Genomic DNA, 14,037 nt, shown 5'->3' on the forward strand with positions numbered 1-14,037 from the left:
CCGGGGCGTCTGGTCAGCCGCCACCCAGCACACATGGGAAGGGCCCCACCCCGGGCGAACCGGGGTGGGGCCCTTCCTGTTTGCGCTGCTCGTTCAGGCTACTCCTGGACGGTGCGGCGACGCCGCATCCACCACACCAGGGCCGCGCCGGTGGCGGCGATCGCCGCGGCGATGCCGGAGATCAGGCCGATCGGGGTGTCCGATCCGGTGTCGGCGAGGCCGCCGTCCGGGTCCGGCCGGTTCGCCGGAGGCGTCGCGCCCCCACTGCCGCCGGTGTCACCGTTGCCAGGGTTGGTCGGGTCCGGGCCCGGCGACGTGGGCGGGGCGGTCGGGTCGGTCGGCGTCGGCGTGGGCGTCGGCTTGGGCGTCGGCGTCGGCGTCGGCGTCGGCGTCGGCGTCGGGTCAGGCTTCCCGTCATCCGTCAGGGCGGCGCCGTTGCCGCCCAGGAACGCGGTGTCGCTGTCGCGGGCGGAGGTCTCGGTGCGCACGGAGTCCTTCGTCGCGCGGGGCAGTTCACGGTGCTGGACGGTGAACTCGCCGCCGGTGATGTTCCGCTTGGGGACCTTTGCGAAGTCGATGCCGCCGACGAAGAACGTGTAGATCCTGCCGTCGCCGAGGGGCCATTCGTAGGTGAAGTCGCCCTCGGTGAAGGACTTCACCATCTCCTGCCACACGGTCCGCTTGTCCCAGTGGGCGTTCTCACCGCGCAGCGGCCACCGCTTCAGGTTGTTGCTGTTGATGAGGGGACGGAAGTCGGTGGCCCTCTTCGCGTCCTGCTGGCGGATCCACTCGGCCGCGACGCGGGACTTGTAGACGCGGCGCAGGTCAGCGTACTTGGGGTCGGTGTTGATCTGCTTCTCGACGTGCGGGACGAGATGCTGGGTGATCAGCCGGTGGCTGCGCTCCTTCTCCTCCTTGCTGAGCTTCTTCGAGCAGTCCTCTCCCGGTACGGGGGTGTCGAAGTCCATCGCCGCGTGGTTGACCTCCAGCGGGGCGTCGAGGATGTAGATCCCGCCGTCCTGCTCGCGGACCTTCGCCCGGCCGGGAACGATCCAGTTGCGTCCCGATCCCCAGCACGGCACCCCGTCGACCTTGGGGGCGGCGTCCATGAACTCCTTGCCCGGGGACTTCTTGGGGTCCATGGCACGGGAGAAGTCCCGCTTCATCTCCATGTCGGCTACGAGGAGGACACGGCCGGCGTCGGTTTCACCGAACGCCTTGTCCATGATGGTGTCGGGCTGGTCGGGGTTGAGGTTCACCCACTGCCGGTCCGGGGTGAGCGCCAGCCACGTGAACAGGGCATCGGAGGCCAGTTCGAGCTTCGCCTGTCCGCCCCAGCCCGGGTTGTTGTCCTCATCGGGCATGAGGTCGGCCTTCATGGAGAAGTCCAGAGCCTTGCCCTTGACCGGGTTGCCGACGTACTGGAGCTCCAGAGTGGAGAAGTCCACCCCGCCCGGGCCCCGGCCGAGCGCGGACCGGGCGTTGTTCGCCAGGTACTGGTTCTGCAACTGCCGAGCTTGGGCCGGGTTCTGTCCCGACCCGTAGGCCATCGAGGCGCCCGGGCCCTGGGTGCCGCGGTTCGGCAGCGGGTTGAACACATTGTACGTCTTCGTGTACTTCGTCTGCGGCCACAGGCCCTTCGCGGTCGCCCGGCGCTCCGCGATCCGGATCGGATTGTTCCCCGTCCCACGCTCCGCCCGCAGCTTGTCGTTCTCGGCCTTGAAGTCGCGGAGGGTGGCCCCGTTCGGCTTCTCCGACGTGAACATCGTCAGGCGGTGCCGGGTGAAGTCGTACTTCGCGTCCTTGTGTCGCAGGATGATCCTGTCGGCCCGGAGCTGGGCCGGCTTGCGCTTCCCGTCGGACTTGAACTCCCCCAGCTCACCGGTGCGCTGGTTGTAGGAGTCGTACCGCCGGGAGGCGATCTTCTTGCCGTCCTTGTCGAAGATCTCGATCGTGACCTCGCACAGCCAGTCAGGGCCGACCATGTTGAAGTCCTGAACCGCCTTGACCTCGAACACGCCCCCCTTCTGCTTGCTGACCTGCGCGCTGATCAGGTTGACCTTCCAGCTGCCGAACGGCTTGGGGTTGTTCGACTCGTTCCGATGCCGCTGATAGCGGGAGTAGATCGCTTTGCGCATGTCCTCCGGGTCCTTGGAGGCCGCATACGCCTTGTCCCACTTGTCGATGTCCGCGCGGCTGCCGGTGACCTGTCCCAGCTCGGCCGCAGTGGGCGCGGGAACGTTCTCGAAACCCTTGAACGCGTTGTTGTAGTAGTACTCCCCGTCCGGCCCGGACTTCGTCCAGTGGTGCTGACCCGTCGGCGCACCCGAGTTGTTCGGCGTACGCGGGATGGTCCTCTTCAGGTGCATCTGATCGCACCGCTTGCCGCCGGTGATCTTCGCGTAGTCCCCGGGCGCGGCCGACGCCACGGACGGCAGGCCGACCAGCAGCACCGCTGCCGAGGAAACGACCGCCAGCGCGGCAGATAAGCGCCTTTTCAGACGCTGTCGTATAGGTGTGCTCACGTAGTGTCCCTGGTCGTGGGGGCCACGGGACTCAAGACTGCGAGGGCAGGCCGGACAAGGGGCCCCCGTATCGTGCCCGCTCCTGCCGACCAACCACACTAGAGGCCGTCAACACCGCACGTACAAGGTGTTGTTGACGCACCGTGTGATGACTCCGCGAAGATCCTGCGCGGGTGACAGCGCGGTTCGGTAGGTTCTGGCCATGACCACACCCCACTCCGACTACGACTCCACCCGCCACCCCGATCTCCTGGTCTGGCTCACCGAACGCCAGGCCGCCTTCGAGAGCTGGGCTCGGGAAGCCGGCGGCGTCGACAGGTTCGACTTCTCCGACGCCTCCCTCGACGCCTTGGAAGACCTGGTCAAGGAGACATTCGCCGAGTCGCAGGAGATCACCGCACAGCGCCGCTCCCCCTTCATCCAGGGTGCCGTGTGGTACATCGGCGAGACCCTGCGCCGACGGCGCGAGGGCTGGGTATGGAAGTTCGAACCGGACGTTGCCTTCGGTCTGCTCCCGGCGTTCTATCCGGCGGTCCCGGACCCCGCATACCTGGACACCCCCTGCGTCGGCGCACCCGACGCCAAGCCCGGCGAACACTGGTACCCCCTGAACACGCTGCGCCGACTCCTCGCCACCGAAGACGAGTTCGACAACCCGATCGACGAACGGCTCGTCGGCATGATCGTAGGTTGGTACGACGAAGACGAGGAGGACGACGAGTAACTGGCGCCCGCAGTGCGAGCGCCAGGCCATGTCTGATGAATTGATCTCGTGGTGGGTCGTGGTGAGCTGAAGGCTCGGCTCGGCCTCGCCGAGGGGGACCTGCGCGTCCGCACCGTGTACAAGTTCCTCGCCGACGGGCGGCCCGTGCAGTTGCCGACGAGCTCGGAACCGTGCAGGCTCACGGGCGGCACCCCCGTCGTTCTGCCCGACGGCGGGCCGCACGCTGGTGCTGGCGTCGCGAACCGCGTGGCCGAGATCGGCATCATGGTCAGTCATGCCGTCGAACAGCTCGAGTCCACCTGTAGGCCCGCCCCTCGTTGGTGCGCCGACTCACCGCCGCCACGGGCAATCGGTCAGGGGCCCACCCTGTGCCGACCAAGATCCGGGCCACACGCGGACCAGCCTCCTGCAGCTTGGCCGAATCGTGGCCGTTTCCGCCGGTCAGCGGCCGCGCGAGGCGTGTACCACCAGCACTCGAAGAACCTCCTGGTCTCGTACTCCCCGAAGAAGCTAGGCTTCTTCTAGAGGCACGAAAAGAGGCGCCTGACCTGGGCTTTTGCCTGTCAGGCGCCTCTCGCTTGCCCCGCTTGCGGGCTGTCCCGTAACTGCTGGTCCACGGGGCTGGCCAGGTGCGGAAACTACATAGCTGCCGCGTGCGTGGTGCCGGTATGGTCCGGTCCCCGACCTGCCGTACCAGCGGCCTACGTTCAGAGAGCGACGCACATGACCAGCCGGCGAGCAACGACGACCCTGTGGCGCCCCACCGGCCCCAAGGAGCTGGATCTGGTTCGGGAGCTGAACTGGCGTGCGTGGCCGCCCCGGCTGCCCGAGCAGCCGATCTTCTACCCGGTCCTCAACGAGGAGTACGCGATCAGGATCGCGCGGGACTGGAACGTGAAGCACGATGGCGCCGGCTTCGTCACTCGTTTTGAGGTCGAGTCGGAGTTCTTGAGCCGGTACCCCATCCAGCAGGCGGGCGGGCGGACGATCCTCGAGCTCTGGGTTCCGGCCGAGGAGCTTGACGACTTCAACGCCCACATGGTCGGCGAGATCCAGGTGGTCCACGAGTTCAACTGAGGCGGGGAGAGCTTGCTGACGGGAGCACGTTGGCCCGGTGCGATGATCCCGACGTGGCTGGTGTGATCACGGCGTCGGAGCCGTCCTGGACAGCCCCCTTCACCGGGCTGAGCCCACGTGCCTTCGGGAATCGGGCCGTTGCTCGCGCTCCAGCCCCGCAAGCGGTTTGCCGAGGCCACCATGCTCATCGTGGACGGCACCTCGGTGCCCACCCGCGACCACACCATTGCCGAGCAGTCGAAGAACTCCCGGTACTCCACCAACCACCGGGTCGTCATCGACGCCGACACCCGGCTCGTCGTCGTGGTCGGCCGGCCGCTGCCCGGGAACCGCAACGACTGCAAGGCGTGGGAGGAATCCGGCACCAAAGCCATTGTCGGCAGGACACTCACGAATCGCCGACGGCGACCGCCGTCTCGAAGGCGACGGAGTCCACCACGCCCTGCGCGGCATCGCCCGGATGCATCACCTCGCCCTCGCCGGATGAGCGGGCGACCACACTGCGGCCTAGCACGCCCGAGGTGACCTAAAGATCATTTACGGGACAGCCCTTAAAAATGAAGTGCGCAGGCGGCCCGTCACGCAAAAAGAGGGCGGCCCCACCAGAGACTCGCTGGACACCCCCGCCTCCTGAGCCTCCGGGACGCGAACCGCGTTGCCCGATCGCCCATCGGAAGCTGCCCTGGCGTCCGTTGTGCCCCATCGGCCCCGCCGACTAGACAGGGAGGCACGTACCCGTACCGCGCCCTTCAGGGGGATTTCCATGCACGCCAAGGACGCACCGAAGCCGTCGATCGCGACGAGGGCAGAGGCGGGCGCTCGTCGTGACGGGCCGCGCGGCGGCACGGTCACCCCCACTACCGGTGTCGGCGGTGTCCTGTCCCCGCAGACGGTCCTCGCCCTCCAGCGCACGATCGGCAACGCCGCCGTCTCCCGGCTGGTCGAGGAGTCCCGGCACCAGCACGGCGCCGGCTGCGGCCACGCGCAGAGCTCCGAGGCCGCGCCCGCCCCCGTACAGCGTTCCGCCGTGCACGGCGTCCTGCGCAGCTCCGGGAGCCCCCTCGACGACGGCACCCGCGCCGACATGGAGTCCCGGCTCGGCGCCGACTTCTCCGACGTGCGCGTGCACAACGACAGCGCCGCCCGCGCGTCCGCAGCCGAGGTCGGCGCCCGCGCGTACACCTCCGGCAACCACATCGTCATCGGCGACGGCGGCGGCGACCGCCACACCCTCGCGCATGAGCTGACGCACGTCATCCAGCAGCGTCAGGGCCCGGTCTCCGGCACGGACAACGGCTCCGGTCTGCGCGTCTCCGACCCCTCGGACCGCTTCGAGCGGGAGGCCGAGGCGAACGCCCGGCGCGCCTTGTCGGGTGCGGCTCCGGCGGCGCAGGCTCCCGCGCAGCCCGTCCAGCGCGCGACCGGAAGCACGCAGCCCTCCGTTCAGCGGGTGCTGACGGAGCAGGAGGAGACGACGTCCTCGTCCTCCGCACCGGTCGCGCAGGAGGCGGTGGTCACGACCGCACCGGCGTACGGCACCGAGATCAGGACCGCGCAGGAAGCTAACGCCAACGGACTGACGGCCGACAACACCCTCGTCGTGAACGCGGGGCACTCCGGCGACATGTACCACGTCCGGGCCGCCATGCTCCTCGACCCGAACCTCAAGCTCCTCATGTACGGCCTGCTGGACGACTTCGACGAGGTGGCCGACGTCAATCGGATCTCCGGCTCCGTGCGCAGCAGGTTGATGGCGGACGAGATAGGGCCGAGAGCGACGCGAACGGCGGAGTTCAAGACCACCAAGACGCGGCTCCAGCGAGGATCCGGCGACCGGACGCCTCCAGAGGGCATGACCGACGCAAAGACCATCAAGCAATGGCGCAAGGCCCAAGTGGACGCTGACATCGCCGTGGAGCAGGATCGGCTGGACGCCCACGAGACCGACCTTGAGGAGAGAATCGGCGCCACTACCGCCGGAGACATCACCAGGGAGAGGGGCAACCGCCCCCGCGCCAAGCGCGCCATCGCCCGCAAAGCCCTCCACATGTACCAGCTCCACGAGGACCTGGGGCCCAACCGGGTCTTCTTCACCAAGAAGTCCGGGGAGAGTCTCGGGCTCGCGCACGGCGGCGGGGAGAACCTCTCCACCAACAAGTTCAGGAGCGGCATGCCGGGGCTGAACGTCGCGGGCCGCGAGGAGCGGATGCAGGAGTTCTACCGCGACTACGCGGCTCCTGATCAGGCCACCGAGCAGGCTTTCAACGACGCTCGCACGACGGCCGGTCACCCGCTGGGCAGGTTCCAGACAGGCGTCCGGTACGTCATCGTGAACTACCGGGACAGCGGCCACACTGGGGAGGGGAACGCCCCCGCGCTCGACACCGGGCGGAGTGGTCTGGCCCAGCTCCAGGAGATGATCAGCAATCACCCCGATCTCGGGGGCGCGCGGCCCGTGCTCATCGGCGGGTATCCGGATCCGGCCACCGTCGACGGGCCGCACCTGCTCAAGTACTGGGAGTGGCCCGGGATGACGGGCCGCCGCTCCGAGCTGGCGCTGCTGCACTACCTCAAGGAGAACTTCACCATCATCGGCGCGGTCGGCATGCGCAGCGGCGTCACCGACCAGTTCGCCTTCGCCGGGATCAAGACCCTGTCGATCGACATCTCCCCGAACCAGGCCAGGCCCAAGAGCGGCCAGACGGTGGACAACGAGACGGACGTGGAGAAGTACCCGTCCAAGGGCTGGGAGCGCGGTGGCAAGCTGGAAGCGATCCTCGGTCCGCAGTACGGACGGGCTTTCCTCCGCGAGGCCAGGGAGGACGACCAGAAGGTCCCCAACGGGGCGTGGGAGGGCCCCTTCGGAGAGCGGGACCGGGCGATGCTCCGCGACGCGATCGCGTATTTCTTCGCCGAGGCACGCAGCGACGGCGGCGCCCTCGCGACGGCCGAAGACTTCCGGCACTCCTCGCATCCGCTGCATCAGGCCAGCCTTGACGAGCTCGAACGGAGCACCACGCTGGGCGAAGCGAAGAAAGCGGTGATCCGCGCGAGGATCGCGGCACAGCAGGCGTAGGACGCCAACACCGTTGCCCAAACCCCTACTTGGGCTCCGTACAGAGTTGAAACACGCTCAGCTACGGTGTGGCGCATGCAGGGGGAACTGTAAGAAAACTCGGGACCGTTCACGCTCGACGGCAGTGGGGCCATGCCGCTGGAGGAGGGGGATCCCCAGCAGATCGGAGCTTTCCGGCTGCTGGGGGTGCTCGGGTCCGGTGGCATGGGGCGGGTCTATCTCGGTGCCGTGCCGGGGAAGTTCGCGGCGGTGAAGCGGGTCCTGCCCGTGCTCGCCGAGGACGCGGACTTCCTCAGTCACTTCGGGCACGAGCTGGACAATCTCGCGCGGCTGCCCGCCGGGGCCAACACGAAGCTCCTCGCGAGCGACCGCACGGCCAAGCCGCCGTGGTTCGCGACCGAGTTCATCCCGGGGTCACCCTCAACGAGGCCATCCGGCTGCAGGGCGGGCCGCTGCCCGTCGACGCCCTGTAGCGGCTCCTGCGGCACGCCGCCGAGGGGCTGCGGGTCGTGCACGGTGCCGGCATGGTGCACCGCGACCTCAAGCCGTCCAACGTCATGCTGACCGGCGGCGGCCTCTCCCTCGTCGACTTCGGCGTGGCCACGCCGCCGACCAGAGCCGTCTGACGAAGACCGGCATGCTCATCGGGACGCCCGCCTGCATGGCCCCCGAGCAGGCCGTCGCCGACCGGCAACTCACCGGCGCCGCCGATGTGTTCGCGCTCGGCAGTCTCGTGCTGTACGCGGCCAACGGGCGGCCCCCGTTCGGTGACGGGTCCGGGCCCGACCTCCTCTACCGGGTCGTCCACGGCGAGCCCGACGTCGGGCAGCTCACGGACGCCGACCCCGAGCTCACCGCGCTCCTCCGGCGCTGCTTCGCCAAGGACCCCGCCGACCGGCCCACCGCCGCCGATCTCGTCGAGCTCACCGAGGAGCGCGCCACCGGGGCCGTCTGGCCCGCCGCCGTCGGCGAACGCATCGGCGAGCGCGCCGCGTTCGCCTCCGAGGCAGGGTGTCGGACGAGGCCGGACGCGGCTGGGATCCGTGCGGGTCCCGTACAGCAGCCAACGTCAGCCGGATCGGCCCCGGTCTTCCGTCTGGCCGGGAACCGGCCGTGAACGGTTGGAGGCGGCGTAGGCATATGAGGCCGCAGGCCAGGACGAGGAGGCTCTGGTGGAGGTCGGCGCGTCGCTCGTAGCGGATGCGTAGCCGATTGAACTGGTGGAGCCAGGCGAAGGCCCGTTCAACCGCCCAGCGGACCGTGCCGAGTCCGGAGCCGTGGGGCACACCGCGTCGGGCGATCACGGGCTTGATGCCGCGCTTCCACAGCAGACGGCGGTACTTGCCGAAGTCGTAGCCCCGGTCGGCATACAGCCGCCGGGGCGTGCGGCGAGGCCGACCTCGCAGGCCCCGGATCGGCGGGACGGCGTCGAGCAGCGGCAAGAGCTGGGGTGACGTCGTGCCGGTTGCCGCCGGTGAGTGTGACGGCGAGCGGGGTCCCGTGACGGTCGACGATCACATGGTGCTTTGAACCGGGGCGGGCACGGTCGACCGGCGAGGGGCCGACGTGATCCCCCCTTTCAGCGCCCGGACGTGCGAGCCGTCGACGGCGCAGTCGTCCAGGTCGAGCAGGCCGGCACGGCGAAGTTCACCCAGCAGGACGGCGTGCAGGCGCGGCCACACGCCTGCCTCGGTCCAGTCCCGCAGCCTGCGCCACGCCGTCGCCCCGGAACAGCCCACCATCTCCGCGGGAACATCACGCCAGGCCACACCCGTCCGCAGCACATACAGGATGCCGGCCAGCGCCGCCCGGTCAGGAACCCGCAACCGCCCAGGATGACGCCGACGCCGTTCAGGAGCCGGTGGCGACCAGCACGCATCCGTTCGGCTGCTCGCCGGCAACGGTCTGCCGCGTCATCCAGCGGCTGCGACCGCTGCTCGCGATCGAGCCGGCCACCCGCCCGGCGGACGCGGTGGAACGGTTGTGGATCGTGGACGGCACCCCTGATCCCGGTCCGTGACCGTAAGACCGGCGCGTCCTCACGCACCCACCGGTTCTCGGCGAACGTGCAGGTCACGCGGTCCAGGCCGTCGCCCACCTGCACAACCTCGCACCCGCCGCATGATCAGAACAGCGCCGAACCCGGCCCTGACCAGCCCGGGCCTGTCACACGCGGAGCCCACTCGTCGCGTCGCTGAGCGGGCCCCTCGCGGATAGTCTGGGATTCATGATCGAGTCCGGACGGCCGCGGCTCCGTCGGAGCTACGGCTACGGCAGGCTCGTGCGGCTGTCGCCGGTGATTCTGACCGTCGTGATCGCCAGCCTGGCTTACGCAACTCCGCCGGAGATGGCCTTCAGCCGCCTCCTGCCCGCGGCGCCGGCTCTGGCCGCCGCCATGTGGCCGGTCCTCCCGACCGTCCTCCTCGGGACCGTCTGCCTCCTTCTGATGATCGGCCTCAGCCTCGTCTTCCCCGATCTCGGGACGTGGTGGACGTGCGGGGGGATCATCGCAGTGACCGTGGCCGCCGCATACGGAAGCCATGTCCGGCTTCAACGGGAACGCACCCTCTTTCAGGTACGGCTCGTCGCCGACGCGGCCCAGCAGGTGGTGCTGCGGCCCCTGCCGCACCGTTTCCGGAACGTCGAGATCGAATCGCTGTACCTCGCGGCCGCCGCGGAAGCCCGCATCGGCGGGGACTTCTACGAGGTGGTCGATACGCCGTACGGGGTACGGCTGCTCATCGGCGACGTGCGGGGCAAAGGCCTGCCCGCAGTGGGGGCGGCCGCGGCGATCGTCAACGCCTTCCGAGAGGCGGCACACGGCGAGGCTTCCATGACCGACGTCGCCCGCAGGCTCGACGCCAGCTGTGCCCGGCACAACGCCGCCCATCCACCCGAGGCGCCGATGGAACGCTTCGCCACCGCGCTGCTCGTCGAGATCCCGCATCAAGGCAGCCACATCACCATCGTCAACTGCGGACACCCGCCGCCCTTGATCCACAGCCTCAAGAGCGTGCGCATCCTCGAGCCGTCCGTCCCCTCGCCTTTGCTCAGCCTCGCGGAATTGCTCGGCGACCAGTACCGTGCGGACTCCTTCGACTTCGCTCCCGGCGAACTTCTCCTCCTCTATACGGACGGGATCGCCGAAACCCGCGCCCGGGACGGTGAGTTCTTCCCGTTGACAGCGTGGATGCGCCGACAGCCCCCCACACCTCCCCGTGATCTGCTCACGGCCCTGCACCACGACCTCCTCCGTCACAGCAGAGGCAGCCTCGACGATGACATCGCCGCCTTGGCCGTACGGCTGCGCACGCCGTGAGCCATGCACGTGGGCGAGGTGTCGCCCCACGAGCCCTGGAGGCTCTCACCGGCTGGGCTTTCGCCGCCTTCCGAGGCGACGGCCTGGAATGCCTCGAACTCCTCCACCCACGGCGGGCGGCGCGTGGCTGTCAAGGCACGGGCAAGGCCTGTTCCGCCCAGATCGTCTTACCTGCCGGCATGTATCGCGTGCCCCAGTGCTCGGTGAGCTGGGCGACCATGAACAGTCCACGTCCGCCCTCCTCGTCGCTGCCGGCGTAACGGGCATGCGGTGAGGTGTGCTGCGAGTCGGAGACCTCACAGATGAGAGAACGGTCCCAGATCAAGCGCAGACCGATCGGGCCGGAGGCGTGACGGATCGCGTTGGTGACCAGCTCACTGACCACCAGTTCCGTGGTGAAGGCCAGCTCGTCCAGTCCCCACCGCGCAAGCTGTTCCGCGGCCATCGAACGTGCGCGTGCGACGAGCGCGGGGTCCGAGGGCAGCTCCCACTCCGCCACCTGGCGTGCGTCCAGCGCACGGGTGCGCACGACAAGGAGCGTCGCGTCGTCCCGCACATGGTCCGACACCAGCTCCGCGACGATCTGGGCGCACAACAGGTCGGACGACGATCCTCGCTGCTCCCCGAGTACAGCCGCCAAGCGGTCCAACCCCGCGTCGATTCCTTGCCCCCGGGCCTCCACGAGGCCGTCGGTGAACAGGACGACCAGGCTTCCCGCGGCGAGCGCCACCTCCGCGCCCTCGTAGGGAAGCCGCCCCACGCCCAGAGGAGGCCCCGGTGGCAGACGAAGGAATTCGACGGGGCCGTGCGGCTGCACCACGGCCGGCGGCAGGTGTCCCGCCGCCGCCCAGGTGCTCGTTCGGGAAGCCGGATCGTAGATCCCGTAGACGCACGTCGCTCCGACGGCGCGACTGCCGTCCGAGCCTTTCACGTTCTGGTCCGACGCGTCCCTGCCGACCTGATCGTTCAGCCGGGCCAGGAGTTCGTCAGGCGCGAGGTCCAGCTCGGCCAGGGTGCGCACCATCGCGCGCAAGCGCCCCATGGTGGCAGCGGCTCCCAGCCCGTGACCGACAACGTCCCCCACAACGAGTCCGACACGTGCGCCGGACAGCGGAATGACGTCGAACCAGTCGCCGCCGGCGCCGAGGTGGCTGTCGGCGGGCAGGTAGCGACTCGCCGCCTCGACCGCGCTCAGCTCAGGCAGCGAGCGTGGCAGCAGACTGCGCTGAAGCATGAGCGCGGCGGTCCGCTCTCGTCGGTACCGCCGGGCGTTGTCGATGCACACGGCGGTCCGCGACGCCAGCTCCTCTGCCACCGCCCGATCGCCGTCGCCGAAGGGTTCCGAGTCGTCGCCCCGCACGAAGGTGACAAGGCCCAATGGCGTCCCCCGCACGATCAGCGGGACGTACAGTCGTGTCGGCGCGACCACGGCGTCCGCGGTCGCACGGCCCCCTGCCAGGCTCTCGGCCTGCGACGATCCGGCGGCGTACGCGACCCGCTCGCCCACCCGGGAGGGGTCTCCGTCGGAATCGGCCACGCGTATCAGGTCCCATGCCGTGACGGGCTTCGGTTCCTCTCCCTCGAGCACCTCTACCGCCACGTCGACCAGCACGACGTCGGCGTACTGCGGCACGGCGATCTTGGCGAGCTCCACTGCCGTTCCGGACGGGTCGAGCGTCGCCCCGATCCGCGCACCGGCCTCAGCGAGGAGCGCGAGGCGCTGCTGCGCACGGTAGTGGTCGGTGACGTCAATGGACTGTTCGCACACGCCCACCGGCTCTCCCCGGCCGTCCAGCAGTCGGAAATAAGACGAGGACCAGACGTGCTCACGCCGCGGGTCGGCCGGGGCGCGCCCTCGGAAATGCACGTCGATGACCGGCTCACCGGTCTCGAGGATCTGTTGGACGAAGTCCTCGGGCGGCGCCAGATGCTCGGTGGTGAGGACATCGCCGGGAAAGAGTTCGCTCATGGAGCGGCCCAGCGCTGCTGCGAGGTCGCCGCCGAGCTCCCGGACACTGGATGCGTTGGCCCACAAAAGGCGCGCGCCGGGGCCGTAGATGGTCAGTGTCACCGGCGACTGGGTCACGAGCCCCTGCAGCATCGCCTGTCGGGTCTCCCACCAGCGCAGCCCCTCCAGCTCGGCCGCCATGAGGACGGCGGAGGGGGCCCGGCCGGTGGAGTCCTCGTCGGAGGCGGGGGTCAGGGGACGTAGAGTCACCGCCACACGCACGGTGTGTCCGCTACGGTGGCGCACGTCCACGACGGCACTGCGTGTGCCACCGAACCGCAGCCGCTGATCCAGTCGCCGCTCTTCCGATCTGTCGCGATCGGCGTGCGGGGTGACGAGCAGGTCCGCCGCCCGGCGTCCCAGTACCTGCGAAGCGGGATATCCGAGCAGGGCCTCGGCCTCACGACTCCACCCGACGAGCACTCCGTCTACGGCAATCAAGGCGAAAGCGGCCGGGGGCGGACCGAGGAGCCCGCCTTCGTCCGCCCCGGCGAGAGGAGCGAAAGGTAGCCCTTCCATGGTCCTATCATCCTTCCGAGCGGTCGAGACCGCAGTGCGCTCGGTCCAGTCCGGACGGCCACCACACAGCGCGGGCGGGGCGCGGCGGGGCCGTACCGACCGCAGGATCCTGAACGAGATCGTGTGGAAGTTCCGCACCGGGACGGCCTGGCGGGAGCTGCCCGAGCGATACGGGCCGTGGGCCACGCTCCACACCCGTTTCCGCAGGTGGGCGGCGGACGGAACGGTCGACCGGAGGGCTCCGCACCGCTCAGGCGAGGGCGGACACGGCGGGCGACATCGACTGGCCGGTGTCGGTCGACTCCACGATCGTCCGCCACCCGCCGGTGGCACCGGATCGGCCCGACATGAGCCGACGACGGGCACGGCCGATGGAGCCGGGCTGCGGTCCCGACGTCGTAGCCTTGTAACAGCCCGCGCACGACCGCACGGCCTGGAGCACTACGGGGCAGGAGAGCAGCATGGACAGCTCCCTCTGGCTCATCGTGGCCGTGGTTCTCGTGCTCGTCGCGGCGGGATTCGCGGCTGTTCTGCTCGTCCGCGTCTTCCAGGCTCGGAGGCTGCTGCTGGACGCCGGTGTCCCGTTGCGGTCCAAGGCCCTGTTCTGGGCAGCGGTGGTCTACACGATCTCGCCGATCGACCTGCTCCCGGACCCGGTCTATGTGGATGACATCGGCGTCCTCTTGGTCGCCCTCCGGGTGTTGCACGCGGCGACCTCCGGGAGCGAGGCGGACCCCAGGGGGCTCCCCCAGGGTTCGAAGGCCTCGGGGAGCGGTCCGGCGGCGTAGT

Annotated in this window: 11 protein-coding genes and 5 pseudogenes; 11 read left to right on the top strand and 5 right to left on the bottom strand. The window is 69.4% G+C overall.

What is annotated here, in order from left to right:
• Window positions 1-98: 98 nt before the first annotated feature.
• Window positions 99-2,453: a hypothetical protein gene (locus ACFWWU_RS15285; protein ID WP_384144565.1), complete on the bottom strand. Its 2,355-nt coding sequence runs from the start codon at window positions 2,451-2,453 to the stop codon at window positions 99-101.
• 274 nt (window positions 2,454-2,727) lie between these two features.
• Between ACFWWU_RS15285 and ACFWWU_RS15290 the strand changes: the two genes are divergently transcribed.
• From ACFWWU_RS15290 to ACFWWU_RS15320, 7 genes and pseudogenes are all read left to right on the top strand, one after another.
• Window positions 2,728-3,249, top strand: coding sequence for a hypothetical protein (locus ACFWWU_RS15290; protein WP_384144568.1), 522 nt, complete (start codon window positions 2,728-2,730; stop codon window positions 3,247-3,249).
• 63 nt (window positions 3,250-3,312) lie between these two features.
• Window positions 3,313-3,543 (top strand): annotated as a pseudogene (locus ACFWWU_RS15295) (GntR family transcriptional regulator); the annotation flags it as partial.
• Window positions 3,544-3,972: 429 nt separating this feature from the next.
• Entirely contained in the window at window positions 3,973-4,326 is a 354-nt protein-coding gene (locus ACFWWU_RS15300) for a hypothetical protein (RefSeq protein ID WP_384144571.1), read from the top strand.
• Window positions 4,327-4,379: 53 nt separating this feature from the next.
• Window positions 4,380-4,813 (top strand): annotated as a pseudogene (locus ACFWWU_RS15305) (transposase).
• A gap of 276 nt (window positions 4,814-5,089) precedes the next feature.
• Window positions 5,090-7,402 carry a DUF4157 domain-containing protein gene (locus tag ACFWWU_RS15310; RefSeq protein ID WP_384144574.1) on the top strand — a complete coding sequence of 771 codons (2,313 nt, stop codon included), beginning with the start codon at window positions 5,090-5,092 and terminating at the stop codon, window positions 7,400-7,402.
• Window positions 7,403-7,926: 524 nt separating this feature from the next.
• Window positions 7,927-8,028 carry a hypothetical protein gene (locus ACFWWU_RS15315; RefSeq protein ID WP_384144577.1) on the top strand — a complete coding sequence of 34 codons (102 nt, stop codon included), beginning with the start codon at window positions 7,927-7,929 and terminating at the stop codon, window positions 8,026-8,028.
• 11 nt (window positions 8,029-8,039) lie between these two features.
• Window positions 8,040-8,519, top strand: coding sequence for a protein kinase (locus ACFWWU_RS15320; RefSeq protein WP_384144579.1), 480 nt, complete (start codon window positions 8,040-8,042; stop codon window positions 8,517-8,519).
• A 28-nt stretch (window positions 8,520-8,547) separates the two neighbouring features.
• Here the strand turns inward: ACFWWU_RS15320 and ACFWWU_RS15325 are convergent.
• Both ACFWWU_RS15325 and ACFWWU_RS15330 read right to left on the bottom strand, forming a co-directional pair.
• Window positions 8,548-8,853: pseudogene (locus tag ACFWWU_RS15325) on the bottom strand (transposase); the annotation flags it as partial.
• Window positions 8,854-8,916: 63 nt separating this feature from the next.
• Window positions 8,917-9,228: a transposase gene (locus ACFWWU_RS15330; protein ID WP_384144582.1), complete on the bottom strand. Its 312-nt coding sequence runs from the start codon at window positions 9,226-9,228 to the stop codon at window positions 8,917-8,919.
• Window positions 9,229-9,284: 56 nt separating this feature from the next.
• On the opposite strand from ACFWWU_RS15330, the pseudogene ACFWWU_RS15335 reads away from it, so the two are divergent.
• Together ACFWWU_RS15335 and ACFWWU_RS15340 are read left to right on the top strand one after the other, a co-directional pair.
• Window positions 9,285-9,498: pseudogene (locus ACFWWU_RS15335) on the top strand (IS5/IS1182 family transposase); the annotation flags it as partial.
• Between the two features lie 131 nt (window positions 9,499-9,629).
• Complete coding sequence (locus tag ACFWWU_RS15340) at window positions 9,630-10,721, top strand: PP2C family protein-serine/threonine phosphatase (protein WP_384144585.1); 1,092 nt, start codon at window positions 9,630-9,632, stop codon at window positions 10,719-10,721.
• 130 nt (window positions 10,722-10,851) lie between these two features.
• Here the strand turns inward: ACFWWU_RS15340 and ACFWWU_RS15345 are convergent, their stop codons facing one another.
• Window positions 10,852-13,248: a SpoIIE family protein phosphatase gene (locus ACFWWU_RS15345; RefSeq protein ID WP_384144588.1), complete on the bottom strand. Its 2,397-nt coding sequence runs from the start codon at window positions 13,246-13,248 to the stop codon at window positions 10,852-10,854.
• Between ACFWWU_RS15345 and ACFWWU_RS15350 the strand changes: the two are divergent.
• Window positions 13,247-13,471, top strand: a pseudogene (locus tag ACFWWU_RS15350) (transposase); the annotation flags it as partial. The gene ACFWWU_RS15345 and the pseudogene ACFWWU_RS15350 sit on opposite strands and share 2 nt — an antisense overlap.
• A gap of 27 nt (window positions 13,472-13,498) precedes the next feature.
• On the opposite strand, the gene ACFWWU_RS15355 reads toward ACFWWU_RS15350, so the two are convergent.
• On the bottom strand, window positions 13,499-13,711 hold the full coding sequence (locus ACFWWU_RS15355; protein ID WP_384144591.1) for a hypothetical protein: 213 nt from the start codon (window positions 13,709-13,711) through the stop codon (window positions 13,499-13,501).
• On the opposite strand from ACFWWU_RS15355, the gene ACFWWU_RS15360 reads away from it, so the two are divergent.
• Complete coding sequence (locus ACFWWU_RS15360; RefSeq protein ID WP_384144593.1) at window positions 13,710-14,036, top strand: YkvA family protein; 327 nt, start codon at window positions 13,710-13,712, stop codon at window positions 14,034-14,036. The two genes, ACFWWU_RS15355 and ACFWWU_RS15360, sit on opposite strands and share 2 nt — an antisense overlap.
• Window position 14,037: the final 1 nt, after the last annotated feature.

The organism is Streptomyces sp. NPDC058650 (assembly GCF_042717315.1).
Lineage (GTDB): Bacteria > Actinomycetota > Actinomycetes > Streptomycetales > Streptomycetaceae > Streptomyces.

What these genes read in the sequence shown, in the direction of transcription:
- ACFWWU_RS15290 (WP_384144568.1), top strand. Translation starts at nt 2,728, where the DNA reads ATGACCACACCCCACTCCGACTACGACTCCACCCGCCACCCCGATCTC.
- ACFWWU_RS15300 (WP_384144571.1), top strand. Translation starts at nt 3,973, where the DNA reads ATGACCAGCCGGCGAGCAACGACGACCCTGTGGCGCCCCACCGGCCCC.
- ACFWWU_RS15310 (WP_384144574.1), top strand. Translation starts at nt 5,090, where the DNA reads ATGCACGCCAAGGACGCACCGAAGCCGTCGATCGCGACGAGGGCAGAG.
- ACFWWU_RS15315 (WP_384144577.1), top strand. Translation starts at nt 7,927, where the DNA reads ATGGTGCACCGCGACCTCAAGCCGTCCAACGTCATGCTGACCGGCGGC.
- ACFWWU_RS15320 (WP_384144579.1), top strand. Translation starts at nt 8,040, where the DNA reads ATGCTCATCGGGACGCCCGCCTGCATGGCCCCCGAGCAGGCCGTCGCC.
- ACFWWU_RS15340 (WP_384144585.1), top strand. Translation starts at nt 9,630, where the DNA reads ATGATCGAGTCCGGACGGCCGCGGCTCCGTCGGAGCTACGGCTACGGC.
- ACFWWU_RS15345 (WP_384144588.1), bottom strand. Translation starts at nt 13,248, where the DNA reads ATGGAAGGGCTACCTTTCGCTCCTCTCGCCGGGGCGGACGAAGGCGGG.
- ACFWWU_RS15360 (WP_384144593.1), top strand. Translation starts at nt 13,710, where the DNA reads ATGGACAGCTCCCTCTGGCTCATCGTGGCCGTGGTTCTCGTGCTCGTC.
- ACFWWU_RS15355 (WP_384144591.1), bottom strand. Translation starts at nt 13,711, where the DNA reads ATGCTGCTCTCCTGCCCCGTAGTGCTCCAGGCCGTGCGGTCGTGCGCG.